Raw genomic sequence first — 25,224 nt, 5'->3', positions numbered from 1 at the left:
AAATATAGATTGCAGATTGCGGTGTATAAAAATTACGGTAAACATAGGTTTTATGATAGTTAAAACTAAAAAAGCAATACCTTTTTTAGCAATACTGCAATACCTTTTGCAATACCTTCTGCAATACCGCAATACTCGAATACCGTAATACTAGAATACCAAATTAACGGAATATGAATTTGTACCTTTTATGGAAAAATTACAAATAGTTTTGGCTTTTGTAGTATGAATGTGATAAAATCTAAAAAAATGAGTATTGCTGGGGATCCTAGAATGTAAATTAATTTGAAAATTTAAAGTGTAAAGTTCAAATGATGGTATTGCAGATTGCGGTGTATAAGAATTATGATAAACATAGGTTTTATGATAATTAAAAATAAAAAAGCAATACCTTTTTTAGCAATACTGCAATACCTTTTGCAATACCGAAATACCCTTTTTTAGCAATACCAAAACACGGCTAGCAATGCCGTTAGCAATACCAACAATATCAAAAAAGACCGAAAACAATACTAAAAAAGACCAGAACATTCGTTTTAGCAATACCGCAATACCTTCTGCAATAACGCAAAACTCGAATACCGCAATACTCGAATACCCAATTAACGGAATATGAATTTGTGCCTTTTATGGAAAAATTACAAATAGTTTTGGCTTTTGCAGTATAGATATCATTAAAAATAAAAATAAGTATTGCCGGTGATCTAAGGGCTTGGGGCATTTTGAAAACTTAATAAATCTAAGTGTTCGCTTTACCTCCCATAATTCCCCAAACTAGCCTTCAAAATCCCAATAATCTCTTCTCGCAAAGATTGTGGACTTAAAACCTCTACCTCTGATCCGATTTTTAAAATTTGAGTTTTAAATTCATAATTAGGATATACAAAAAAATCAACTTGATGTTTGTTTTCATTATTTTTAGGAAGTATAACTTGCGATGAATGTAAAGGCAAACTACGCATGTATTTTACATGCAATTCGTCAACCAATAAACTTACTTTTTCTGGGGCGCCTTCACCATAAGTCACACCAACCGTGTGATTAAATTTTGACAATCTTTCTGCAAAATCTTCTCTTTTTTTCTTCGATAATTTCTGAATCTCAACATTTGTAATTCTATCAATACCAAAAGTTCTAATTTCATCACTGTTATCTAAAGCCCCAACAACATACCATCTATTTAAATATTCTTTTAAAATAAGAGGTGTAATCGTATATTTATGATTAGAATTTCGCCAAAAACTTTCATGTAAAAAAGTAATCTCTCTTTGTTCTTTAATCGCTAACAAAATATCTTTTAGATTTTCTATTCCTTTAAAGCCTTTAGAATCATCAAAACTTACGTATTCTAAAATTGTATTACTATCTTTTAAACTATTAGAAAAAATATCAGCAACCTGAACAATCTCAAGAAATTTAAAAAAAGAATCAACCTTCACACTCTTTTCTTCATTGATAAAATACCCTTTTTGTAGATAGTGGTATTCTATTTCCACTCCTAAATCTGCTCTAATTTTAGAAAAATACCTTTGTAATGTTCTTTCTGAGATATACTGATCTCTTTCTCCTAAATGCGATATAATATCTGTTTTTGTTGGGTATTGCTTATCGTATACAAACTGAATTAAAGATTGAAAACTCAACGGTATGTTATAATTTGACATCGCTTTTTTTTTATAAATATAAAAATAATAACGACACCTAATGACGTACTTATAAAATACTTTTGAAAAATAATTATGCCTCCAGAACTTAACCCATAAATACAAAAATTAACAGTACAATCTATGATTACTATTAAATGTTTTGGAGAAGGTAGTTGGATTCATTTATTGGATTCAACGACGAAAACAGTAAAATGCTATAATATAATTGCTGCTAAAATGAAACTTCCAATTGAAGAGGCTCTATTAGATATTTCATTTTATCAACACTTTAAAAATAATATTGATGAAATTGATCACTTAATTATTGATTCCTTTGGAGGTTTATTACATTTACAAAACGCCACAATAGAAATTTGGTTTGACAGAAAAAAAGTAGCCAAAATTCCTTTTCAAGATTTAGTTACCACCACTTCTCTCTTCCCACTTTATAAAACGACTAAAATAGACTTCAAAAAAAACCAATTTGAAAAAGGGATTTATTTAAAAGAAACCGTAATTGGTTGTGTTGGTGTTTATAAAATTGATGCTAAAAATTTTGACATCAATTTACTTTCTTTTCAACTACTTACCTCCTTTTTTAACCCTACTCTTTTATTAATCAACTTTACGTACCAAAATATTTTACTTAAAAAAGTAAAGGATGATTGCTTAACCATGCATCAAGAAATAATTATTTTAGAATAATTTATATTTTATTTTTATTAATCCGACACGGGTTGTCGTAGTTGAAGTTGTTCTTTGTATCAAACTTTAAAAAACGAGAGCACATGGTACCAAAGTTATTAGAATTACAAAACAAATTTGAATCGAAAAAAGAGATTCTAGAAAATGCAAGAATCATTTTAAAAACCGAATTTATTGGAATAGACAAACCCATAGATGCTATTATAGATGCTATAAATTCATGGTTTATGCTTTCTACAATGCAAGAAAGACCTTTCATTATTAATTTATGGGGATTAACAGGTGTTGGCAAAACTTCCTTATTAATACGAGTAAAAAATATTCCATCATTATCAACAATTTGTTTAAATAAAAAATAATGAAACATCGATTAGGTATTTTTAAGATTCAAACTGCACCCTTTTTATGTGATTTTATTCAAAAATTTAAGTTCAAAAACAACGATAAAAACCTGTTATTGATTCGTAAATTATATGCTACATTAAATCAGAATGATGCTTTTGAAAAAAAAGCTTTTCAACATATTTATAATGCAACTTGTTTTTACACTAATGGAGAGAAAGTAATTTCTTATAGAATAGAAAATGGTTTTCATGAATTGGGTATTCATCATCATATCCATAATTTTGAGCATTACTTTTCTAAAAATTTATCAACTCGAGAACTTTGTGATGTAAATTTTTCTTTTAAAAAATATCGCTTTAAAGAAAGCTTAGAAAAAGAAATTTACGCTATGCTTTCTGTAAAAGAAGGCAAACAAAAAGTACTGGTATCAAATTCTGATGTTCATTATATTCAAGCTTTTAAGGAGCAAAACATTGGCATCTATCTACAAATGAATACAATCAAGGTCATTGAATATTACACCAATGATTTAATAGTTATTTCTAAACGGTTAGAAGAAAAACATACACCCATAAAATTGAAATCTTGTTTTAATTGTGTTTATTTTAAAATGATGGATGATTTACCTCTAGTTTCCAACAATAGCTTACATACTTGCATGCTGATAAAAGAAAAAGCAACTGATATAGAATTCAATGAAGCCATTACTCATATTTGGAGTTATTGCAGTGCATATAAGCCTAAATAGTACCCGATTTATGAACCTTTTTTAAATATTTATTATGAATCATATACTTTTAACATCAGATAACACCTCTAATAGTGTAGCGCAAAGATTTAATGAAATTGAGATTACTCTTACCTCTTTTAGCAACAAACTAAGACTGCTTAATCTTGGAATTATAAGGGGGATTAAGGAAATTAAAAACTGGGAACTTTATCAAAACATGACTACACATCAGTTTAACAAATTTTTAGAGGCATTGATCCAAATAAATGAACTAAATTTATTTATAACACTCGAAAGAAAGAGAAACCAAAGACAACTAGAAATTAATTTTGCTAAACTTCTGGTAATTTGTTCTGTATTTAATAATTACATGAATATGCCTTTAATTAACGCAATAAAAAAAAACATTAATCACGATAACTTAGACCCAAATGAATTATTTTCTAAACTATTTAATACCTACGAAGTATCTAAAGATTTTACAAATAGTGCATCAGTGATTGAAGATTTTATATATAATAACTTTAAAAATGCTACATTTAATAATAGAAATTATATTGAATTTGATTACTTTAAAACCTACGAAGATTTTACTATTATATTAGGCATCAGAAATGGAAAAAATATAAGAAAATTAAACCCAACAGCTTTAGAGATTTCTAAAAAGGAAAGTTTTTATTTTCACAGTCAAGATAATTTATTGTCGGTTCAAAATTCAGAAAACTATATAAAAAAAAGAATTATAGCTTCTAAATTAGCCATCATTTGTGAGGAAAATACTGAAAATGAATTTGGCTTCAACAGAACCTTTACCCAGAAAATAAATTTAATTGAAAACTATTTAGAGAGCAGCGATACATTTAGAGATACTATTGACAAGTATTATACTGATATTTACTTCTGGAAGTCTGGTTTCAGGATTTTAATGCAATCTCATTGTAATCCTCATGAAATTCAGACCTATGTAGATTATATAGAAAACCAGAGGAATCATTTAGGTTCAAATTTTACTCTAAAAGGTAAAACGTATAAAAGTATTATAAATCAAATGGAAGTTTGGCATGACACCATAACATACAATGAAATAGAAGGAAACCCCATTGTATGGGGAACAAAAGAAGAAGGTGCCTTAAAAACCATTACAGTAAAAGATAAAATATACGAGTATCAACAAATAATTGATTCCTTTGAATTATATATAGAGGGGCAAAAGAAAAAACATTGTGTGTACACCTATTTAGATCGTTGTGTAGAAAAGAAAATTCAGATATGGCGACTTTATGAGAAAAACACCAATTATGGTTTAACTATGGAAATAAAAAATGGAAAAATAACACAAGCTCTGGGAAAATTCAATATGGCAGACCACTATTTAGAGCGAAATGTTTTAACAGTAATGGCTAAAAGGGAAAATTTAAAAATATATATTTAAAAAAATATGCTATCAAAATCAAGATATTTAAAACGATTAAAATGTCAAAAAGCATTGTGGTTAAACAAGTATAAAAAAGAAGAAGTAGTTTATTCTGAAAGCACGCAACACGTTTTTAGTGTTGGGAATACCGTTGGTGATTTAGCACAAGATTATTTCCCAAATGGAGCATTAGCTTTAGTTGATCATTATGCAAATTCTAAATCTATTGCTAGAACCAAAGAATTAATTGCTGATGGAGTAACTACCATTTACGAAGCCACTTTTGCCGCTGAAAACACTTTGGTTGCTGTAGATATTTTACATCAAATTGATGGAAAATGGCACGCATTTGAAGTAAAGAGCACCAATTCTGTAAAAACTGAACACATTAGAGATGCTGCCATTCAATATTTTGTGATGACCAATGCAGGTATTGAAATTGAAGATATTTCTATCATGTATTTTGATAGAGCGTATGTAAAACAGGGAGAAATTGTACCTCAACAATTGTTTACTTATGAGAGTGTATTTAGCAGAATTCAATCTTTTTTACCCGAAATACCTAAAAATATTGCTACCTTTTTAGCAGTGTATCAACAAGAAGAACCGACTGTTTTAATTGGAAATCATTGTGATAAACCTTACCCATGTGAATTTGCCAATTATTGCCAAACATTAAAGGAAAACCAACCTATTATAGAGGAATGGGCAAATGAACCTGAATTATCAACTGAAATCAATTATAGAAACGAAAAAGCTATTCAACAATTTTTAGTAGAAAATCCGTATCCAATTTATTCTTTCGATTTTGAAACTATTATGGAAGGAATTCCAAAATATGATTATACGAGACCTTATCAGCAAGTTCCTTTTCAGTATAGTTTGCATTATCAAAAAGATGCAAATTCAGAACCTCAACATTATGAATTTCTAGGAAATGGAAAAGATGATCCTAGAGAAGGATTAATTATACAAATGATTAATGATTTAAATCATTATAATAATGATGGGAAAATTTTAATGTATTCTAGTTTTGAGAAAACGATGATTAAAGGCTTAATTAGAGATTTTCCAAAATACACAGAAGAACTAGAGCGTATAATTGAGCGTTTGGTAGACTTAGGTGTGATTTTTAGAAAATACTTAAAAACAGAAGCCACACAAAGTACATGGTCCTTAAAAACGGTACTTCCTACTTTTTTACCACAACTTTCTTATCAAGATTTAGAAATTCAACAAGGAATGGCGGCTATGGATGTTTATAGAAATTTAGATAATTCTATAAATGAAGAAGAATATCAACAAGATAGAAAAAACATGTTAGCGTATTGTAAGTTGGATACTTTGGCTGTTTTGGAATTATATAACCTCCAATATTCCATTGCTGAGGTAAAAAAATGCCAAGATTGTAAACATTTTTTCCAAACAGGAATGGCAATGAGAATGGGTGGGAATTCTGGGTATTGTATGTTAATTCAAAATAACGATAGTGCTGGTATAGTTACAAATGAATACGGTGTAAGATCTGCAAAACCGAGTGCAATTAAGAAAAACACAGATACTTGTAGTAAATTTGAAAAAGGATATTAAAGCATATAGGTTTTACTATTTCTTATAATATCACCTGTTTATACGTGCGCATTGTAAACGCTTTTACTGCTTCCATAATAATTGGTGTAAATATGCTGATAAACACTAGCTGTTTTTAATCCTACCTCTTCATCGGAGTAAAAATCTTGAGGTAAATACAATAAGTTATCATAAATGGCACTTTTTACTTGTGCTTTAATTTGTCTGCTTTCTCGCCAGTTATTTATTTTTAGTTTTTCAGATTTTAAAGTTTCTAAAGTTTTGGCAGCAACTTTTTTAACATCTTTTAGTTCTTTATTACTTAATTCTTTTCCTTCTTTTAATAAATCAAAAATAGCAAGTGTTTCCTGGTCTGGCAAATTTTCACGAACAACACGTTGCTCTTCTTCAGAAAGATCTGCTATAAAGTTACTAAGGTTTTCAAAAGTCCTAACCGTATCTTCCAAGCTTTTACCTTTGTTATATTCATCTATAATTTCTTTGTAACGTTCGTAGAATTTAATTCGCAAAGGGTTTTCTTTCATCATTTGCTCTAGACGTTGCTCAATAGCATCTTGTAAATTAAATACAAGCGTATTTTTACGAGGTGTTTTAGCAAAAGCAGCTCTTAATTTATCAAAATCTAGCGAAGATAAATCAACATAAATTTCGTCTTTTGGCTCTCTAAGAATTCGATCCTGAATTAGCACACTGTCACTAACAATTTCCTGTAAATCCATGATTATTTGAGTGACGTCTGCTGATTTTACATTCTGATTTAATGCCGAATAAATAGCTTCAATAGCATTGTAATTTTTAACGTGTTTTTTTAATAAGTCATTAGGGAATAAAGCTTTGTATTTTCGAAATACATTACGAGCCATCATTTCAAATGTGGTTCTAGTAGTTTCATTCAAACAAACACAATCTACTGCTTCCTTAATTTTTGCAATTTTAGACATTGGTTTTGCATCTTTCAGTTCTTGTAAAGAAAATCGCAATCCTTTTAAATATGCTTTTACATCTTTTATCGCTTGTTTTAGTTCTATTTCTACATCTTCTAAAGGCTCAATTGGTTTACCTGATGGTTTGCCTTTTCCTCCAGACTTTCCTCCTTCACCATAAATAGAATAGGCATGTTCTAATTGCTTATACACATTTCCATAATCTACAATCAAACCATTTTCTTTTTCATCATCGTAAACACGATTGGCTCTTGCAATAGTTTGCATTAATGTATGTCCTTTTATTGGCTTGTCTAAATATACGGTGGATACGCAAGGTGCGTCAAAACCAGTAATCCACATGGCACAAACAATGGCTAATCGAAATGGATTGTCTTCATCTTTAAATTCTTTTTCTAAATTACGTTCCACTATTTTTCTACGATGGATTTCGATATCTAAATTCATTTTACGGAATTTATCGACTTCGTTTTGCTCACTACTCACCACCACACAAACTTCAGTTTCTTTTACTTTGTTGTATTTACGTTTTAGTTCTTGCGCTTCTTGCTCGTCTTCTGCGTTCTCAATGCGCGTTTCTAGTTCTTTTAAATATGCTGGCCAATACCTCATGATTAGCTCGTACATCCTAACTGCTGTTGGTTTGTCTAGCGCCACATACATAGCTTTACCTTGATAACCACGTTCGTTAAAATGCCAAACTAAGTCTTTTGCAATAGCTTCTAATCGAGGTTTTGCGGTAAGTATTGGATAATCTCTATTAAATAAATATTCTAATTTTTTCTTTTGGTCGTTGTCTAAATCTTCATTTTCAAATACAGCAGCCATTTTTTCGTCTAGCTCAGGATTTGTAATGTCTAATTTTTCACCTCTATTTAAATAACGCAATGGTAATGTTGCTTCATCTTCAATAGCACGTTTAAAATCATAGATAGAAACATATTCTCCAAAAATATTCTTCGTAAATTCTTCTTCATCCTTTATAATTGGTGTTCCTGTAAATCCTAAATAGGACGCATTAGGTAAACCGTGAAAACGCATATTTCTAGCATACGTTCCAGATTGTGTTCTATGCGCTTCATCACTAATTACAATTACATTTTTACGGTCTGTAATTAATGGATATTCACTTTCTAATTTTGGATCTATAGAAAACTTATGAATTAATGTAAAAACATAGCGATGATTTTCTGATAATAATTCTCGTAAATGTTCTCGCCCAGAAATTCCGTTCTTTTTTCCTGCAATACAGTTTTTATCATTTACAACGCCAACGCCAGAAAAGGTGTCATACAATTGGTTTTCTAATTCTGTTCTATCCACAGCAATTAAAAAAGTGTAAGAACCACCTAGTTTTCTGTGAATTTTTTCGCACAAAAATACCATAGAATAACTTTTTCCAGAACCTTGCGTATGCCAAAACACACCCAATTTACCTTCTAAATCTTCTATATTATTTACGTTTTTTATTACTTTATTTACACCAATGTATTGGTGGTTTTTCGCCATTAATTTTACAATATCTCCATGAGAATCGTCAAACAATAAATAGTTCTCAAAAATATCCATTAAACGATGCTTGTCGCAAGTACCACGTAACATGGTGTCTAAACTTACTTCTCCCTCTTCATCTTCTTCGATACGTTTCCATTCTAAAAAATATTTAAAAGGACTTGTAATTGTTCCTACTTTTGCGTCTGTTCCATTGCTTAAAATGATAAATGCATTGTTATGGAACACATGAGAAATGGTGTCTTTATAATCTTTTAAATTGTCTGAATATGCATGTCGCAAATCTTGATGATGTGCTTTGAGTTCAAAAAACACTAATGGAATACCATTTACAAAACCAATAACATCAGGTCGTCTCAAATACAATTCTCCTAAAACTTCTAATTGTCGTACTGCTAAAAAATGATTGTCGTGATAATCATTGAAATTAAAAACGTTGAGTTTTGTTTTTATCAATTCTCCTTTATCATTAGTATAACTTACAGGAATACCATTTTTAAGTAGGTTACTTTTTTCCTTATTAATTTTTCCTAAAGTTTGATCGGCTATTTTTTGAGTAATTAATTCAACAGCTTGCTCGTACGCTAATTCTGGATGATTAGGGTTTAATTTTTTAAGTGCTTGTAACAAATACCGCGTTAAAACAACCTCGCTTTTATCTTCTCTACCTAACAAACCATGTTCTCCAAAGGATTCTTTTTTCCATGCAGAAAGGACTGTCCACCCTAATTCTTCTAATACATCTTGTGTTGCCTGTTCTATTAAAGCATCTTCTGAATATTCGTAGCTCATGATCGTACTAATTTATTTAATCGTGTTTGGTATCCTTGTATGTAATTTCGTTTGGACTTTTCATTTAAAAAAGATGCTTCAATTAGTAGTAATACTTTATCGCTTTTAGACGTTAAACCTTTAAATACTTTATCTACTTGTTTTTTTGAAATTCCTGCTTGTTCTCCTAAACTATAAAACTGTTCTGTAACTTTACCTTGTGCTAAATTTGGTGGTAATAATCCTTCAGTTAATGCAAAGTTATTATCGTCTATATGGATTCTACTGTTTAATAAATCGTACGCAGGACTTAATTTAAAATCGCCTAAAGGTGTTTCTATCAATGAGAAGTTTTTAAAATGTGCATCTCCATTAGAGAACACATAATTAAAAAGTATCAGTTTAAATAACTTGATAGATTCTACAGCATAAGCTGGTGTGTACTTTTTTAAAATAGTAAAGAGTTCCAGGTAATTACCTACATATTTAAAATCTTCGCCATGTGTTTGTGGTGTTCGTTCTGCCAAAGAAGCAAAATCTTCTTGAGCTAATTTAGTACCATCGGCTTTAACATCAAATCGTTTTGTGATATAAGCAGGATCACCATTTTTAAAAAATATAAGTGCATTTTCTGCAGTTTCCATATCAAATACTTGTCGTGCAATTTGCATTGTTAAATGCTCGTTTGCTGGCATTTGATCTGCATTTTTACCAACGTTTGGAATCGGTTTTAAAATGTATTGCCCTTGTTCGTTTTCTTCTTTTAAGCGTAATTTATTTTTTTCTAATACCACAGAAAATTTTTCTTGTACTCCAGAAATAGACATACGCTTTCTATTTTCTGTAAACAAAGCATCAGTATTCTCATTACTTGCTGGCGCATCGTATGGTAAAATAGCACTTACTTTTTTACCGTAAAAAACACGTCTTAACGCAGTATTGCTATAGGTTATGTAACCTTTGGCAAGTGTACTTGGACAAACTGTTATTTGCGGTAAAGTCATTATGCTTCAATTTTTTTAAGGGTAACTGCACCAATAGTATCTTGTTTTGCGGTAGTAAGTAAAATACCAAAATGGTCTTTGGTGTCTATTCTATTTTCAAAACAAACCGTTTGTTTGTTTGATCCTTCTGGCAACATATTATAAAAAAAAGGGAAAAGATATTTAGAATGGTATTCTTGTTGCGTTTTTGGTAATGTTAAACTAATTGCAGGTTTTTCTTTATCATTAAACCATTGGTTGTGGTATGTAAACACAAAACTAGCATCATCTAACTGTGTTAACAAGCCAGCGATTTCTTTTTTAAATAAAACTTCTGCTTGTCTCATTATTTAGTGATTTCTTTTACCCTATAAGATAATTCCATACCTAATGCATTACCCAATTTATTTAAAGTTTCTAAAGTTGGGTTTCCTTTGCCGCTTTCAAATTGTTTTAACGTTCGCAAACCTACACCAGAAAGATCTGCAAGCATTTCTTGTGTTACATCTAGGTTATCTCTACGTGTTTTTATAGCTTCTATTAAATCTTCTGAGTGCATTATATTGCTCTTTTTATGTAAATATATGCCTTTTTATTGATTAAATGTATGATAAGTGCTTTTTATTGCACTATTGATATTTTTATTGTTTAATTGAAATAAAACAACGCTAAAAGTGCTTTTTGTTGCACTAATTGAGTTGTGATTTTTTAAGCTTTTTTGAGTGTTTGTACTATTAAACCGTCTTCTGAATATTCGTAACTCATAGTTTATTATTTACTAACTCTGATAAAACCTGAGGAGAACCTCCATTGAAAGTACCGTGTATATTAATAAATTCTTTAAAATTTACAAACAACTTATCTTCATCTTTATAATTATGGTTAACAGCAATAAATTGTCCTTCCTTCCACATCTTTTCTTTTAACTTACTAGCATACCATTTAAATATTAATAGCTCATCAACTGTATTAAAATCAATTTCACATTCTGATACTTTATTTTTTAGTAAGTTTTCTAAATCTTTTGACTTTTTAAAGTCATCAAAAAACAACTTAAAAGCTAAACTATCGGAATCTATATCTCTAATAATTCGTTCCCAATCTCCAAAATTATATTTCCAATAATAACTAGACCATTTTTTCTGCCAATATGAGCCATACCAGAATAAAGCAATTCTAATTTTATTAACATTCCTGTCATCTATCTTTCCATCATCTTTTAAAGGAAATAGTGCATACAATTTTTCTTTAATTAAGGTTAGTTCACCAATTGAAAGTTTATCATTAAATTCTATTAAATGAGATGAGTTTATATTTCTTAAACCGGTTCCTTCCAAATTTAAAGGGTGATCTTCTATTTCCCATATTAAACTTTCATAAAGAAGTAAATCAGAACTTGAGTTTATTCTCAAATTATTTAGGAAGCTATACTTTAAATTTTCATTTACAGTTCTATAACTAGTTTTTATTTTTGATTCGTCTTCTACATTTGGTGTGTCAAAACCTTGATTTAAAGTATCAAAAACACTATTTACATCTATTATTCCAATAGTTTGTTTTAAAGCTGAAACAGCTCTACTATAATTTTTAAATCTAATATAAAAGAAACGTAATACTCTAAAGACCTCATCCACATCTAAACTAGCTTTAGGTCTATTTTTTATATATAAAAGCCAAGACCAAATAAAAACCATTTTATTTTGTTCTGTCCCTTTATTTTTGTCTGAATAATCGGCAAACCAATCTGTTTCGTTCTTATTAAATACCTCCCAAATATCTTTTAAACAGTTATTAACCCAATTAGAATAATGATAATTATATTTCGATTTAAAAGCTTTCGAATTATCAATTAAAAACTTAAAAGCATTGATATATTTTTCGACTAATTCAATTGACAGCAAATCTTCTATTTCATCTGCCAAAAATTCTTTATTATTATAAATTTGATAATTTTCTAAACCAGCAATACAGTTAATAAAAGCATTGTATCCAAAATCTGAACTTTGGACAACTCTAGTTTTGTCTCTATGTTTCCAAAAAAAATGTTGCCAACTTTCCCATTTTTTTCCTGAATTAAACAAATCCTTTCCATCCAGCATTAACGCGGCTTTAGTAATTTCATTATCTGCTAAATCTTCTCCTCTAGCATTCATTGTTATATACAATTCCTCTCCTTCTGACGTAACCTCAGTTTTAAAATGCCAAAAAACAATATTACTTAATAGATGATTATAGTATTTAGTTTCGCAATTATAAACCTGTTGTATATATTTTAATGAGTTAATCATTGCATTAATACTAACATCTGTTTTATAATCTTTTAAAAACCAAGTTTGCTTTTCAATCTGTTCTAAATCTTCAGTTGAATTTGTCTTCTCTACAAATTCTAAAAGAAATCGTTTTGTTAAGTCTCTAACTTTAAAATCAAAACTCATAGATACGCCATCAAACCTAATTAATGATAAGAAATCATTCTTCTTATCCTCTTTTAAAGCAAAATAAAAGACAAGTAAAAACAATGTTGTAAAACGTTGTTGACCATCTATTAAATTTTCATCAAGAAATCTGTCGTTTTGTACTTTAACATAATCTGGTTTATAAGAATATAAAAAACCTATGTTAATATGTGCATTTCCTTTTGGTAAATTACAACATTCACAACCATCTCCTATTTTCAATTTTAATTGTTTTAAGAATTTAGTAATTACCTTTTCATTATTTCCCCAAACATATTCTCTTTGTATCTCAGGGATAATGAAATTATTTTGAGACAATAACGTTAGTAAATTCTCTTCCTTTAAAAATGCTTTTTGTTTTTTACTCATTTGAAATAGGTTTAAAAAATTCTTCTAAAGTAGTATGTATTCCAACTGCATTTTCTTCTATATCTTTTAAAGTCCAATTATTTAAATCGTTAGAAGATGTGCTTTTAATAAATGTATTTAATGTATGTTGTCTTACATATAGACCATTAATAGTATTTGTTATCACATTTGTTCTTTTTAAAGCGTATTGACTATTACCAAAACCTCTGTTTATAGTTAAATGCAATAACACTAAATTGCCTAAGGAATTGACTGGTCGCTTTTTATGAATTGTAGATTTAAATTCATTTAATGCTTGAGATTGCTCTTCTTCAGTAATAGCGTCCCATTGTTTTTGGTCATATTCAAAATATGGTATATGTTTTAATAAATCGTAATCAATATTAAGTGAATCTATGTATTCGTTAAGTTTCTCTATTGGATTTGGCAATGCTTTTATTTCATTTAATTCTCTAGGTGTACCAGAAAAAATATGTTCTTTATCTTCTTTATAATTTTTAAAATATCTTGGCTTTAAAAAAGGCAATGGGTTTCCTTTTTCTTTAGTTTTGCTATGCTCCATAATATCTAATACTATTAAAATTTGCTGAATAATTCCCGTATCATACCAATTTGTGGCATTTTCTGAATTATAATCTTTTATTTTAGACATCCAATAATCATATCCTGATTCTTCTTTTTCTGGATTTTCTTTGCCAAAAACAGCATTTTTAAGTTGCTCTAAACACCATTCATTTATAAATTGACTCCTTGTTTTATTTTTAGAAATCCATTTATCATAAACTTCTTTAATTTTAATTTTTGAATGCGCAAATAGAAAACCTAAAAAATGATATATTTTTCTATCCTCAAACCAATCTTGTAAAACACGATTTAGCTTTAATAATGATTGATACATTACAAGAGCTTCTTCTTTCTCAAAACTATGCAATGTAATATCTGATTCTCCTTTAATTTCGACCCATATTTTATAAAGTAGATTAATAGGATGTTCTTCTTGATTAAACTTTATAGTTTCCTTAGTTCCTGTTTTAATTTTAGTGAAATTCTGAAAATATAATTTTACATCTTCACGACTCCACCAACTATTCATTTCGTCTAATTCCCAACCAATACGAGTTCTTCTTTGATTTAATTTTAATATATCCTCAACATTTTCAGCATCAAAATCTTCTAACTCTTGTTTTGCTACTCTGGTAATTAAAATAGCTCTAACTAAATCTGAACCATCTAAATGCACTTTTCCTGCATTTAAGTTCATAAACAATTCCTGTTCAGAAACTTGTTCTACTTTATTGACTATAAGCTTTACATGATTTAAAACAATATCTTTATAATTATCTATATCTAAAGTTCTGTTTGGGTTTGAAAACCAAGAATCTATTGTTTTTAACGCTATAAACATGTGGTATATATCCTGATAATCTACATCATAATCTACTTGAGAGATAATGAAGGTTTTAAAATCTTCAGCTTCTAGTATTGTTTTAATAATATTAGATTCATTTGCTATTACTTTCTGAATAAAATCATTAGAAGGCTCTCGTACAGCATAATTTATCATGCCTTCTACTATATTATTAGCCTTTAAATAAGATAATAAAAGTGTTACTGTAGTTAAGCGTTGCTGTCCATCAACAACATTTAAGTAAGATTCATTTTTTAAATTTTGAAATAACGTAATATTTTGTAAACAGTAAAAATGATCATTATCTCTTGTTAAAGAAAATTTATAAATATCATCTAGTAACTGGTTAACTTGCTGTTCGCTCCATTTATAACCTCTCTGGTATTCTGGTATGTTATAAATTTTTCCTTTTGGATATGTGGTAAAAACCTTTTGTAAACTATATAGTAATTCAGCCATTTATTTTTTTAATTATATTTTTCAGACTCCTCTGCAACCATCCCCAAAACTTCACCAACCTACAAACTCTCCACATCTACCAAACCACTCATTAAACGTGGTAACAAAATATCTCGCGCTTCTTTTAAGTGTTGGTTTTGCTTGGTTAAGTTTTTAATTTGTTTATCAATATTTGAAGTCAAATGGTTGAATTGAATATTTATTTCTTCAGTAGCATGTAATATTTCAATTCTTTCAACATCTTTTTTAGTAACTGAATTATAAATTGCTCCTCCACCCATTAAATTATCTTCATAAAAGATATTTTGAAGTTGATATAATAGAAAACTATTCCAATGTTTTTTATGATTAATTGAGGCTAAACCACGACCAATTATTAATTTCTCTATTGCAACATTTAATCTACCAACAGGTGCGCGAACGCTAAACAAAATAGAATCTTCTTCTGCTATTCTATTTCCTTGTGTTGACCAAGATGAATTAGTTGGAAATCTTAATCCGTAATCTTTTACTCCTTGATGAAATGGTAATCCTTTTTCTTCATTATTATAAAATTCCGATTTAGGACTTTGTCCCATTACTAGATTAGCACATTCAACAAGTTTCACTTTCTCCCACCCAACAGGCAACCCACTAACCGCATCAATCTCCACATTCTCATAACCATGAAATTTAAAACGTACAAACCACTCTTCATAGGTTTGTTGTGCTTGTTCTTCTAATAATTTTATGCGTTTTAGGTTGTTTTCTATTAAATCATCATACCCCGATAAAATGGAGGCTATTTTGCGTTGGGTTTTTAGTGGTGGAAGATTGATTTTAATGCTTTTTACAAAACCAGCATCAGCTCTTTGTCTTCCTGAAGAACCAACCATACTGTTTATAGCATTCTGCTGAAACCAATGTGTTTTAGATAAATAATAAACGAAATCCGTATCTGTAATATCCTTCTTTCCTCTAAAAACAAAATATTCAGTAGATCCAAAACCAGACTTTCCATTTAACTCTTTTGCTTGAGCAATCTTTCCGTTTTGTAAACAAGGTGTAATTCGAGCAAAAAGAGTATCTCCTTCTTCAAATTTAGAACCGCTACCTTTTAAGCCTTTTTCTATTATAGGTTTTACATACTTAATTCCACTATCTAAGTTTTCCATTGGTATAAATGGATAACTTTCATCTTTCTTCATTTTAATCTTTGGTGGAAATTGAACTACATCACCAAATCTTACTTCTATCCAACCTTCCATCATAACTTCACAGATTGAATTTGTTGCATTAAACTATTGGCTTCGGTATTGAGTTGTGCTAATTCGGTATGAATTTCTTTCATTCTCCATTTGTAGTCAAAATCCATATTAATATCAATTTTAACACCAACGTAGCGCCCTGGTGTTAAGCTGTAGTCTTGTGCTGCAATTTCTTCTAAAGACGCTATTTTACATAAACCTTCTACATCTTGGTAAATTCCTTTTGGGAAATAAGCAACCAATGCTTCCCAATCTATAATAGCCTGTTTCCCCTCTTTTAAGCTTTCCAAAACTCCAGAAGCATAGACACTTAAAGGCTTGCTTAAAACTGTAATTTTATTTTTAACAGGTGCTAATTGTTTTGTGATCTCTTGCTTTTTAAGCTTTGCCTTTTTTCCTTTTTCTTCAATTAATAATAAGCTACTTTTTAAGCTTCCTATTAATTGCTCTATTTCTTTAAAAGGTGCTTTTAGTTCTTTATAAAAATCGTTTATGGTTTCTAAAGCGATTGTTGGGTATGTAAGCTTGCTGTCTAAACCTTGTTTGCCAAATTTTTCAGATTCAAAAATTACACTAAACTCTTTATATGTTTGCTCATAAACACTGTAAATAGCAGAGAACTCTGCAGTGCAGTTATCTTTGTGAAATCGAATACTACTAGAAAAAGCATTTTCGTTTTTTCTGTAGAGTTCTTTAATAGTCGTAATGTTATTTTGTTGCCCGATAGAAAAATCATTAATGGTACTTGTAACTACCCTAAAGGTGTTTCTGGCATCGATCATTAATACTTTATCCTTATTTATTTCTTTTTTCCCTTTGTCAAAAAACCAAACGTGGCAAGGTAAAGAACGTGTGTAGAAAAAATTATTACCTATAGAAACCACACAATCTACATCTCCTGTTTCAATTAATTTTTGGCGAATTAGCTTCTCTGCATTTCCTGCATCTGTTGCTGAACTTGCCATAACAAAACCTGCTCTGCCTGTTTCATTTAAATAAGCATGAAAATATTGCATCCATAAATAATTCCCGTTACCAATAGTGCCTTTTCCTGTTAATGGTGCGCCAAAAGGCAAACGTTCATCCTCTGCTAAAAACTTATTATTTGAATCTATTTTATCGACATTAAATGGTGGATTTGCCATGACAAAATCACACCTTCCTGTTAAATTTGGTGTATGTGGATTGGTGTAAAAACTATTGGCTTCTATAATTTTGCCTTCTATACCGTGTATAGCAAGGTTCATTTTTGCCAAACGGGTGTTGTTGCTTTTTAGCTCTGTACCATATACCGTAATCGCCTCATTAACACTTTTGTTTTCATGGTCTTTTATAAAATGTGCGGTTTGTACAAACATACCGCCAGAACCACAAGCAGGATCATGAATAATACCATGATTGGGTTCTATAAAGTTTACAATCAAATTTACTAAAGAAGGTGGTGTAAAAAACTCACCACCTTCTTGCGCTCCTGCGCCTTGCATAGAGAATTTCATTAAGAAAAACTCGTAAATACGTCCGAAGACATCGCCTTTAGCATGTTTTACTGCATCTTTATTAAAAACACGTACCAAAGCTCGCAAAAGTTTATCATCAAACTCTTGGTAGCTTTTTGGCAGAATCCCTTCTAAATCTGGATATTCCGCTTCAATAAGCTTCATGGCATTATTAATAGCTTCCGCTATATTTTCTACTTCGGGTAATGCTGCTAAATAATCGTACTTGGCTTTTTCAGGAAGCATAATGGCTCCTGCCGCTGTGTAATCTTCTTTTCTGACTTCACGTTTTTCTTTAGTTCGTGGGTTTATTGGTAAATTAGTATGTACTTCTATCTTGGCATCTTCGTATCGATTTTGCGCAAAACGTAATAATACTAAACCTAATAATGGGTCTTTATATTCGGCAGCTGTCAGTTTAGAGTTTGCTCTTAAATCGTCTGCAGCATCCCAAAGTTCGGTTTCTAATTGTTTAATGGTAGATTGATTCATTTACTATTTTATGCTTTGTGGTTTTTAACTTTTCTTTAGTTGTTTTATTTATAAAATGATTAATCTTTACCAAAAATGCTATCAAAATTCATAGAATCTTCATCAAAATCTTCATCGTGACGATCTGGAAACATCATATCTAATTCTTCTTCAGGATCGAATTCTCGTGAATCTTTTATAAATTGTTCTATTTTTTTTATCAGTTTTTCTAGTTTGTCTAATTCAATAGAAGCTGGTACTTCTTTCGTTGGAACAAATCTATATTTAGGATGCTTCTCTGCTTGCTCAAATAAATATTGCGTGTCTAACTTTATTTCATCAATTAAATCATAAAATTCACGTTCTTCAAAGTCCGATTCTATTTCCTTTAGTTTATTAAAAGCTTTTTGATATTTTTAGAAGTAATTCATTTTTCTTTTTGTTGCAATTTAATATATAAGTGCGACATAATGCGTCGTATTTATCTGGATATTTCATTTCTTTTTCAGGAAAATAAAAGTACTAAAATGAGTTGAAATAGAATTACTGAAACCCATAATTATTAATAAAAAAGAGAAGTACTTCATGAAAAGTTAATAATCAAAAATCTATTACATCTTTTTTGATACTGTATTATAAAATAAATTAACAAATAAAAGAGATAAAATGAACTGATTTTAGGGAAATGAAAAAGTTTTTTTTAATATAAATTACCTTTTATCTGTCTAAAGATTTTATTAAAATAAAAGTTTGAATTCAAAAATAAAATCATAATTTTACCACTATACATTATATAACCAAGTGAACAAAAACTGCACACGTTTTGGAACACGATTTGGAACATTTTTAGCATAAAAAACACATTTTCAGGTATATAAATCGAACTTTTTCGAATTCATAACCCTGAGGTCACGAGTTCAAATCTCGTTCTCGCTACAAGGCTAAGCCTAATTAAATCAACGAATTGTGTCTCACAATTCGTTTTTTTATGCCTTCTATTTTCTTACTTTTGCAACGAGTACACAAAAGAGTACACGATTCAGCTATGGAATTGAATTATTCGGAACCCAAAATCTTCACTGGCGGAGTAGATATAAATACTTGGACTAAGCTCTCTACAAAGGAGAAAAAAGAAGCTATGTCGAAACATTGGTATGTTTATTATTCTTACCGAAACCCAAAAACAGGCAGATTAAAAAGGCAAATTAACATAAAAGGAGGTGCTAATTTTTACAAGGACAAAAAAAGCCGTTATCATATATTATCAAAGCTTAGGGAAAGTTTAGAATATGTTTTAACACAAGGCTTCAATCCTTATGAAGATAATAGTTCTTTAGCAGAATTTATTGAGCAAAAACTTCTAATGGATGAAACAGAAACTAAAAAAGTAATTACACCTATTGAAAAAACCATACCAATAGTAAAAGTTGAGCCTATTTTAACTGTATATCCAATAAGAAAAGCTTTTAATTTGGTGTATCAAATAAAATCTAAAACACAAAGTGTAAACTCTCATGGAAATTTTAAAAGTAGGATAAATAGGTTTCTCGAATGGATGAAAAAAGAAAATATTGATTTAAAAAAAGATATTTCTATCATCAATAAAAAGCTTGTAATTGAATACTTAAACACAGTGCTAGCATCTTCTAGTTCTCGAAATAGAAATAACACGAGAACGGATATAAGTTCGTTATTCCAAACATTAGAAGATAATGAAATAATACAAGATAATTTCGTTAAGAAGATTAATATATTAAAATCAACTCCAGAAAGAAATAAAACTTACACAACTACTGAACAAGAAAAAATATTTGAATACCTTAAAGAACATGATAAGGTATTGTATTTATTTGTTCTTTTTGTATCCTACAATTATTTAAGACCTGTTGAAGTTTGTAGATTAAAAGTTGGAGATATTGACATCATTGATAAAAAGCTGTATGTAAGAGCTAAAAACCAAGCTGTTAAAATTAAAATTATTCCTGATATTCTTCTTAAAGAAATTCCTGATTTATCAGAAATAGATAAAGATTTCATTCTTTTTACACCCGACACTATTGGTGGTTTATGGGATACCATAGAAAATAATAAAAGAAATTATTTCACAAAACAATTCAAGAAAATAAAAGATCATTTTGGATTAGGAAAAGATTATGGATTGTACAGTTTTAGACATACTTTTATAACCAAGTTATACAAAGAAATGGCTAAAACCGCTACTCCATTAGAAGTAAAAAGTAAATTACAATTAATAACAGGTCATTCAACCATGCAAGCATTAGAATTATATCTACGTGATATTGATGCTGTTTTGCCTGAGGATTATTCAAAACTATTAAAATAATGGAACATAAATATTTTGGAATTTTAACCGAAGAAATGTATAATTCCTTTAGTGATAAAGAAATGTTTAATTTTCTAAATGATAACAACTTAATAGAATTATATACAAATCTAACAGTTAATCATAAAAGGAATACAAATCAAAAAAATGGCTTTGAAATTTTTGCAAAACCTAATCAGAATGAGACTGCATATTCTTTTTCAGACAAGTTGGTTCATGAGGTTTATGCATTTATAAAACTTTTAATTATTGGGTCTATCAATACTAACTTATTGATTTTTAATAGTGATTTTGAAATTAATAATTTTGGCTTTTCAGATAAGAAAATGAAAAAATCTGCCTTAAAAATATTTAAAAATTATTTTTTTGACTTAGTTAATAAACAGCAAATTATATCAGATAAAAATACTGGTAAAGAGCTGGATAATCAAAAAATGATTCCTGCACTAAAGAAGGTTCAAAATAGTTTATTTGAAAAGTTGAAAGAAGAAGAAACAATTATAACTTGTTATTTATTTGGATATATCGATCATTTTGATAAAGAATTTTTAGACAAAGACCCTATTTTACTAGAAATTTACGAGTTTGAAAATAAGCTAAACATTATTATTGAACTTAATAAAAAATTTCAGTTTGAAAAGGATGATATTTTCATTTCAAAAAGTATAGCTCAAGTTACTTACGAGAAATTTCCGGATGAATTTGATTCCATCGAAGTATTAGAATTTATTGAACTAATAATGAATGATAGTAAATATCAATTTAGAAAATTTGCGTTAGGATTATTCTACGCCTTAAAAATGGAGTTAAACTTAACAACAATTTCTGCCGAGGGGTTTAATCAATTGCTAACAGAATGTTTTAACTGTAATTTTAAAAACTTATCACTTGGTAATTCAAGTGCTAAAAGTCATGTTGAAAAAGTCGAAATGTTTATATCGAAGTACCAAATATTCATTTCTAAGAGCTAGCTTTTTTCTGTTTCACTAAAAACTTCATTAATTCACTACAATTCACTAGATTTTCATAAAACTTCACTAAACAACTCACTTTTTTAAACATCTATATATTAGTTACTTGCACTCAGTTAAATATTATTAGCTGGGTTTTTTGCATTTATAAGGAATTGCATTCAACTTTTTTAATAAGTATTTATCAAAAACAAAAATGTTAAATATAAAAAAGTAAACAATGAATACAACAACCATTAATTTTAGAATTGACGAACTGTCAAAAGACGAACTTCAAGAAATTGCAGATCAAAAAGGTATTAAAGTTTCAAATTTAGTACGAGATATCATAACTGAGTACTTAGAGAATCATCATTATCCAACTAAAGAGGTTCAAAAGGTTCATGAGGTTATTTTACCTATCCCACCAAATTATAACCATTTTCATTAAATCAATTTTAATATGTTACAAGATAAAATTGATATTATATCGAAAGATATCGCAATTAATCAAAAACTACTCGAAGATAAAAGTTCGGAGAGTGGTTGTTTGATTATCAAAGAAGCGAACACTTGGATCGAGGAAGCCAAGAACAGACCTATACCTAATATGCTTTTTAGTGAATTTTGGTACGAGAATGAAGTATGTATTTTGTTTTCAGACACCAATCTGGGTAAATCGATACTAGCAGTTCAAATTGCTGATAGTATTAGTAAAGGAATTGCAATTGAAGGATTTAAACTAGTTTGCAAAGTACAGAAGGTTTTGTATTTAGATTTTGAATTATCCGACAAACAGTTTGAAAATCGATGTTCAGAAAATTATCAAAATCACTATTATTTTAGTCCAAATTTTTTAAGAGCAGAATTAGATTCAGACTTAGAAATTCCTAAAGGATTTAATACTTTAGAAGAGTATTTATGTAGCACACTTACAAATACAATTCAAAAAACGGAAGCAACAGTTTTAATTGTTGATAATCTAACCTATTTAAGTCACGAAAACGAGAAAGCTAAAGATGCTTTGTCTTTAATGAAAGCACTAAAAAAACTATCAAAAGAGAAAAACATTTCCATTCTTGTATTGTCACATTCTCCTAAAAGGGATGAATCTAAACCAATTAGTAAAAATGATTTAGCGGGTAGTAAAATGCTCATGAATTTTTGTGATAGTTCTTTTGCAATAGGGTCTAGTTCTCAGGAACCATCTTTCCGTTTCATCAAACAAATTAAACAACGTAACACAGAGCATTTGTATCACTCAGAAAATGTGGTGGTTTGCAGTGTTGATAAGGAAACTAATTTTTTAGAGTTTCAGTTTGTAGGTTTTGATTCAGAAAAAAACCATCTTAAAACCTATGGTTCTTCAGATTTAGAAGAAAGAGATGTTCAAATGGAATTATTGATTTCTGAAGGATTATCTAATACAAAAATAGCTGATAGACTAGGACTATCAGAAGGAGCAATTAGAAAAAGAATAAAAAAATTAGGTCTATAAAATGGTGGCAACTGATGTATATACGATAGCGAAAGCTCTTTCAAAAGAAGAGTTTATTAGGCTGTCTGATATGCTCAGAAAAGAAGTGAATCAAACTAAAATTAAAGCACCTTCAACAACTAAACTTCCCGACTTTACCATGGAAGATGGATTACGTTTTCTACTAAAACATTACATTAAAAAAACAATTAAAACATAATCGTACCATTCGTACCCAAAAAAGAGGTACGAATGGTACGAATTATATGAACGTTATGAATACCATTTATAAATATAGTTTAGATACAACCAGTAAAAAATTTGTTTGTCCTAATTGCAATAAAAAAACATTTGTAAAATTTATTGACAATGAAACTAATCAGTATTTAAATGATATTGATGGTAGATGTGATAGAGAAAGTAAGTGTGGTTACTTCAAAAAACCCGATAATAAATGTATTACAAAAAGTATTACAAATTGTATCACAGAAGTAATACAACCAACGTATCACAATAAAGATCTTGTGTTGCAATATCGTGATACATTGCAAAAAAGCAACTTTATTGTTTATTTATTGAGTGTTTTTGATGTAAAAAGTGTGTTACAAGCTATAAAAACTTACAATATTGGTATCACAAATTATTGGCATGAAGCAACTATATTCTGGCAAATAGATACTAAAAACCGAATTAGAGGTGGTAAAATAATGCAGTACAATTGTAATACAGGTAAAAGAGTAAAACAACCTTTCAATCATGTGAGTTGGGTTCACAAACAATTAAAACTAAATAACTTTGTATTGCAACAATGTTTATTCGGTTTACATAATTTGACCAACATTTCTAAAGATGATATCGTTTGTATTATAGAATCTGAAAAGACTGCTATTATTATGAGTATTCTATTTCCTAATTATTTGTGGTTGGCAACAGGTAGTAAAACGAGGTTTAAACAAGAAATGTTACAACCTTTAAAAGAATACAACGTGATTGTTTATCCTGATAAAACCGTTTGGGAATCATGGAACAAAACCGCAATACTTTTAAATAAACAAGGTTTTCACATTCAATGTAGTTCATTATTAGAGAATTTAGATATTGAAGATGGTGGTGATTTGGTTGATTTTTTGATTTAATCAGTTGTGAATTGATTTCAAAATTGTATTTTTCGTGATGAATCACAAATGTAATTAATTCTAGCGTTGTGCATATACCGTTGTGAATTGATTTCAAAATTGTATTTTTCGTGATGAATCACAAATTCATGAAGCGATCCCTGGTAAGTCTGTAAGTTGTGAATTGATTTCAAAATTGTATTTTTCGTGATGAATCACAAAGTTACGAGCAAGGTAAAACGATTACTTTTTGTTGTGAATTGATTTCAAAATTGTATTTTTCGTGATGAATCACAAAAGTAGTGGCTCCTGTACCCCCAAAGAATCCGTTGTGAATTGATTTCAAAATTGTATTTTTCGTGATGAATCACAAATACCTGTACTTAGATTAAACCAATAACCCCGTTGTGAATTGATTTCAAAATTGTATTTTTCGTGATGAATCACAAACAGATCAATCTACGAGTAAAGCTACAATTGGTTGTGAATTGATTTCAAAATTGTATTTTTCGTGATGAATCACAAACTAGGAATATTTTTAAACAATTTAAAGCCTGTTGTGAATTGATTTCAAAATTGTATTTTTCGTGATGAATCACAAATATTATTGATAACCACTATTCAAGTTACCAGTTGTGAATTGATTTCAAAATTGTATTTTTCGTGATGAATCACAAACTTCCCATTCGTCTGGCTCTGCATCAAAGTGTTGTGAATTGATTTCAAAATTGTATTTTTCGTGATGAATCACAAATTTTCATATACAAATACGTTGTAGGTAATAGTTGTGAA

General features: G+C 29.2%; 21 protein-coding genes and 1 CRISPR repeat array. Of the genes, 12 read left to right on the top strand and 9 right to left on the bottom strand.

Going from position 1 to position 25,224, the window contains the following annotated elements:
- Positions 1–466 precede the first annotated feature (466 nt).
- Positions 467–616 (top strand): hypothetical protein, encoded by a 150-nt coding sequence (locus BTO16_RS17540; RefSeq protein WP_170064402.1) that lies wholly within the window; start codon positions 467–469, stop codon positions 614–616.
- A gap of 136 nt (positions 617–752) precedes the next feature.
- Here the strand turns inward: BTO16_RS17540 and BTO16_RS02415 are convergent, their stop codons facing one another.
- Entirely contained in the window at positions 753–1,664 is a 912-nt protein-coding gene (locus BTO16_RS02415; protein ID WP_105020070.1) for a helix-turn-helix transcriptional regulator, read from the bottom strand.
- A 123-nt stretch (positions 1,665–1,787) separates the two neighbouring features.
- Between BTO16_RS02415 and BTO16_RS02410 the strand changes: the two genes are divergently transcribed.
- The 5 genes from BTO16_RS02410 to BTO16_RS02390 all read left to right on the top strand — a co-directional run bounded on the left by BTO16_RS02410 (position 1,788) and on the right by BTO16_RS02390 (position 6,430).
- Positions 1,788–2,351 (top strand): hypothetical protein, encoded by a 564-nt coding sequence (locus tag BTO16_RS02410; RefSeq protein ID WP_105020069.1) that lies wholly within the window; start codon positions 1,788–1,790, stop codon positions 2,349–2,351.
- A gap of 83 nt (positions 2,352–2,434) precedes the next feature.
- Positions 2,435–2,710, top strand: a complete 276-nt coding sequence (locus BTO16_RS02405; RefSeq protein WP_105020068.1) for a hypothetical protein — start codon at positions 2,435–2,437, stop codon at positions 2,708–2,710.
- The gene (locus BTO16_RS02400) at positions 2,710–3,444 is read left to right on the top strand and encodes a hypothetical protein (protein WP_105020067.1); all 735 of its coding nucleotides are present in this window, start codon (positions 2,710–2,712) and stop codon (positions 3,442–3,444) included. Before BTO16_RS02405 ends, BTO16_RS02400 begins: the two co-directional genes overlap by 1 nt.
- Positions 3,445–3,478: 34 nt before the next feature.
- On the top strand, positions 3,479–4,858 hold the full coding sequence (locus BTO16_RS02395) for a PcfJ domain-containing protein (protein WP_105020066.1): 1,380 nt from the start codon (positions 3,479–3,481) through the stop codon (positions 4,856–4,858).
- Between the two features lie 6 nt (positions 4,859–4,864).
- Complete coding sequence (locus BTO16_RS02390; RefSeq protein ID WP_105020065.1) at positions 4,865–6,430, top strand: DUF2779 domain-containing protein; 1,566 nt, start codon at positions 4,865–4,867, stop codon at positions 6,428–6,430.
- 38 nt (positions 6,431–6,468) lie between these two features.
- Here BTO16_RS02390 and BTO16_RS02385 read toward each other — a convergent pair whose 3' ends face one another.
- The 8 genes from BTO16_RS02385 to BTO16_RS17770 all read right to left on the bottom strand — a co-directional run bounded on the left by BTO16_RS02385 (position 6,469) and on the right by BTO16_RS17770 (position 18,567).
- Positions 6,469–9,678, bottom strand: coding sequence for a type I restriction endonuclease subunit R (locus BTO16_RS02385; protein WP_105020064.1), 3,210 nt, complete (start codon positions 9,676–9,678; stop codon positions 6,469–6,471).
- The gene (locus BTO16_RS02380) at positions 9,675–10,661 is read right to left on the bottom strand and encodes a type II toxin-antitoxin system HipA family toxin (protein WP_105020063.1); all 987 of its coding nucleotides are present in this window, start codon (positions 10,659–10,661) and stop codon (positions 9,675–9,677) included. Before BTO16_RS02380 ends, BTO16_RS02385 begins: the two co-directional genes overlap by 4 nt.
- On the bottom strand, positions 10,661–10,987 hold the full coding sequence (locus BTO16_RS02375; protein WP_105020062.1) for a HipA N-terminal domain-containing protein: 327 nt from the start codon (positions 10,985–10,987) through the stop codon (positions 10,661–10,663). The genes BTO16_RS02380 and BTO16_RS02375 overlap by 1 nt, the downstream gene beginning before the upstream one ends.
- Positions 10,987–11,199: a helix-turn-helix domain-containing protein gene (locus BTO16_RS02370; protein ID WP_105020061.1), complete on the bottom strand. Its 213-nt coding sequence runs from the start codon at positions 11,197–11,199 to the stop codon at positions 10,987–10,989. The genes BTO16_RS02375 and BTO16_RS02370 overlap by 1 nt, the downstream gene beginning before the upstream one ends.
- A 202-nt stretch (positions 11,200–11,401) precedes the next feature.
- Positions 11,402–13,465 (bottom strand): DUF262 domain-containing protein, encoded by a 2,064-nt coding sequence (locus tag BTO16_RS02365; RefSeq protein WP_105020060.1) that lies wholly within the window; start codon positions 13,463–13,465, stop codon positions 11,402–11,404.
- The gene (locus BTO16_RS02360) at positions 13,458–15,332 is read right to left on the bottom strand and encodes a DUF262 domain-containing protein (protein WP_105020059.1); all 1,875 of its coding nucleotides are present in this window, start codon (positions 15,330–15,332) and stop codon (positions 13,458–13,460) included. Before BTO16_RS02360 ends, BTO16_RS02365 begins: the two co-directional genes overlap by 8 nt.
- Before the next feature lie 59 nt (positions 15,333–15,391).
- Entirely contained in the window at positions 15,392–16,582 is a 1,191-nt protein-coding gene (locus tag BTO16_RS02355; RefSeq protein WP_105020058.1) for a restriction endonuclease subunit S, read from the bottom strand.
- Positions 16,579–18,567, bottom strand: coding sequence for a type I restriction-modification system subunit M (locus tag BTO16_RS17770; RefSeq protein ID WP_105020057.1), 1,989 nt, complete (start codon positions 18,565–18,567; stop codon positions 16,579–16,581). The genes BTO16_RS02355 and BTO16_RS17770 overlap by 4 nt, the downstream gene beginning before the upstream one ends.
- A 1,024-nt stretch (positions 18,568–19,591) precedes the next feature.
- Here BTO16_RS17770 and BTO16_RS02345 point away from each other — a divergent pair.
- The 6 genes from BTO16_RS02345 to BTO16_RS02320 all read left to right on the top strand — a co-directional run bounded on the left by BTO16_RS02345 (position 19,592) and on the right by BTO16_RS02320 (position 24,453).
- Entirely contained in the window at positions 19,592–20,890 is a 1,299-nt protein-coding gene (locus BTO16_RS02345; protein ID WP_245891941.1) for a tyrosine-type recombinase/integrase, read from the top strand.
- Positions 20,890–21,861 (top strand): hypothetical protein, encoded by a 972-nt coding sequence (locus BTO16_RS02340; protein ID WP_105020055.1) that lies wholly within the window; start codon positions 20,890–20,892, stop codon positions 21,859–21,861. Before BTO16_RS02345 ends, BTO16_RS02340 begins: the two co-directional genes overlap by 1 nt.
- Before the next feature lie 220 nt (positions 21,862–22,081).
- On the top strand, positions 22,082–22,291 hold the full coding sequence (locus tag BTO16_RS02335; RefSeq protein WP_105020054.1) for a ribbon-helix-helix domain-containing protein: 210 nt from the start codon (positions 22,082–22,084) through the stop codon (positions 22,289–22,291).
- A gap of 12 nt (positions 22,292–22,303) precedes the next feature.
- Positions 22,304–23,338 carry an AAA family ATPase gene (locus BTO16_RS02330; protein WP_105020053.1) on the top strand — a complete coding sequence of 345 codons (1,035 nt, stop codon included), beginning with the start codon at positions 22,304–22,306 and terminating at the stop codon, positions 23,336–23,338.
- Between the two features lies 1 nt (position 23,339).
- The gene (locus BTO16_RS02325) at positions 23,340–23,537 is read left to right on the top strand and encodes a hypothetical protein (protein ID WP_105020052.1); all 198 of its coding nucleotides are present in this window, start codon (positions 23,340–23,342) and stop codon (positions 23,535–23,537) included.
- Between the two features lie 55 nt (positions 23,538–23,592).
- Complete coding sequence (locus tag BTO16_RS02320; protein WP_105021479.1) at positions 23,593–24,453, top strand: DUF6371 domain-containing protein; 861 nt, start codon at positions 23,593–23,595, stop codon at positions 24,451–24,453.
- Positions 24,454–24,456: 3 nt separating this feature from the next.
- Positions 24,457–25,186: a CRISPR direct-repeat array (repeat unit 46 nt; unit sequence GTTGTGAATTGATTTCAAAATTGTATTTTTCGTGATGAATCACAAA).
- Positions 25,187–25,224 lie beyond the last annotated feature (38 nt).

The sequence above is a fragment of the Polaribacter glomeratus genome, assembly GCF_002954665.1.
In the GTDB taxonomy this organism is placed as follows: domain Bacteria; phylum Bacteroidota; class Bacteroidia; order Flavobacteriales; family Flavobacteriaceae; genus Polaribacter; species Polaribacter glomeratus.
This window is presented reverse-complemented; position numbering and strand designations above follow the sequence as displayed.

What these genes read in the sequence shown, in the direction of transcription:
- BTO16_RS02340 (WP_105020055.1), top strand. Translation starts at nt 20,890, where the DNA reads ATGGAACATAAATATTTTGGAATTTTAACCGAAGAAATGTATAATTCC.
- BTO16_RS02395 (WP_105020066.1), top strand. Translation starts at nt 3,479, where the DNA reads ATGAATCATATACTTTTAACATCAGATAACACCTCTAATAGTGTAGCG.
- BTO16_RS02410 (WP_105020069.1), top strand. Translation starts at nt 1,788, where the DNA reads ATGATTACTATTAAATGTTTTGGAGAAGGTAGTTGGATTCATTTATTG.
- BTO16_RS02375 (WP_105020062.1), bottom strand. Translation starts at nt 10,987, where the DNA reads ATGAGACAAGCAGAAGTTTTATTTAAAAAAGAAATCGCTGGCTTGTTA.
- BTO16_RS02400 (WP_105020067.1), top strand. Translation starts at nt 2,710, where the DNA reads ATGAAACATCGATTAGGTATTTTTAAGATTCAAACTGCACCCTTTTTA.
- BTO16_RS02380 (WP_105020063.1), bottom strand. Translation starts at nt 10,661, where the DNA reads ATGACTTTACCGCAAATAACAGTTTGTCCAAGTACACTTGCCAAAGGT.
- BTO16_RS02330 (WP_105020053.1), top strand. Translation starts at nt 22,304, where the DNA reads ATGTTACAAGATAAAATTGATATTATATCGAAAGATATCGCAATTAAT.
- BTO16_RS17540 (WP_170064402.1), top strand. Translation starts at nt 467, where the DNA reads ATGCCGTTAGCAATACCAACAATATCAAAAAAGACCGAAAACAATACT.
- BTO16_RS02335 (WP_105020054.1), top strand. Translation starts at nt 22,082, where the DNA reads ATGAATACAACAACCATTAATTTTAGAATTGACGAACTGTCAAAAGAC.
- BTO16_RS02415 (WP_105020070.1), bottom strand. Translation starts at nt 1,664, where the DNA reads ATGTCAAATTATAACATACCGTTGAGTTTTCAATCTTTAATTCAGTTT.
- BTO16_RS02360 (WP_105020059.1), bottom strand. Translation starts at nt 15,332, where the DNA reads ATGGCTGAATTACTATATAGTTTACAAAAGGTTTTTACCACATATCCA.
- BTO16_RS02325 (WP_105020052.1), top strand. Translation starts at nt 23,340, where the DNA reads ATGGTGGCAACTGATGTATATACGATAGCGAAAGCTCTTTCAAAAGAA.
- BTO16_RS02390 (WP_105020065.1), top strand. Translation starts at nt 4,865, where the DNA reads ATGCTATCAAAATCAAGATATTTAAAACGATTAAAATGTCAAAAAGCA.
- BTO16_RS17770 (WP_105020057.1), bottom strand. Translation starts at nt 18,567, where the DNA reads ATGAATCAATCTACCATTAAACAATTAGAAACCGAACTTTGGGATGCT.
- BTO16_RS02370 (WP_105020061.1), bottom strand. Translation starts at nt 11,199, where the DNA reads ATGCACTCAGAAGATTTAATAGAAGCTATAAAAACACGTAGAGATAAC.
- BTO16_RS02385 (WP_105020064.1), bottom strand. Translation starts at nt 9,678, where the DNA reads ATGAGCTACGAATATTCAGAAGATGCTTTAATAGAACAGGCAACACAA.
- BTO16_RS02365 (WP_105020060.1), bottom strand. Translation starts at nt 13,465, where the DNA reads ATGAGTAAAAAACAAAAAGCATTTTTAAAGGAAGAGAATTTACTAACG.
- BTO16_RS02405 (WP_105020068.1), top strand. Translation starts at nt 2,435, where the DNA reads ATGGTACCAAAGTTATTAGAATTACAAAACAAATTTGAATCGAAAAAA.
- BTO16_RS02320 (WP_105021479.1), top strand. Translation starts at nt 23,593, where the DNA reads ATGAATACCATTTATAAATATAGTTTAGATACAACCAGTAAAAAATTT.
- BTO16_RS02345 (WP_245891941.1), top strand. Translation starts at nt 19,592, where the DNA reads ATGGAATTGAATTATTCGGAACCCAAAATCTTCACTGGCGGAGTAGAT.
- BTO16_RS02355 (WP_105020058.1), bottom strand. Translation starts at nt 16,582, where the DNA reads ATGATGGAAGGTTGGATAGAAGTAAGATTTGGTGATGTAGTTCAATTT.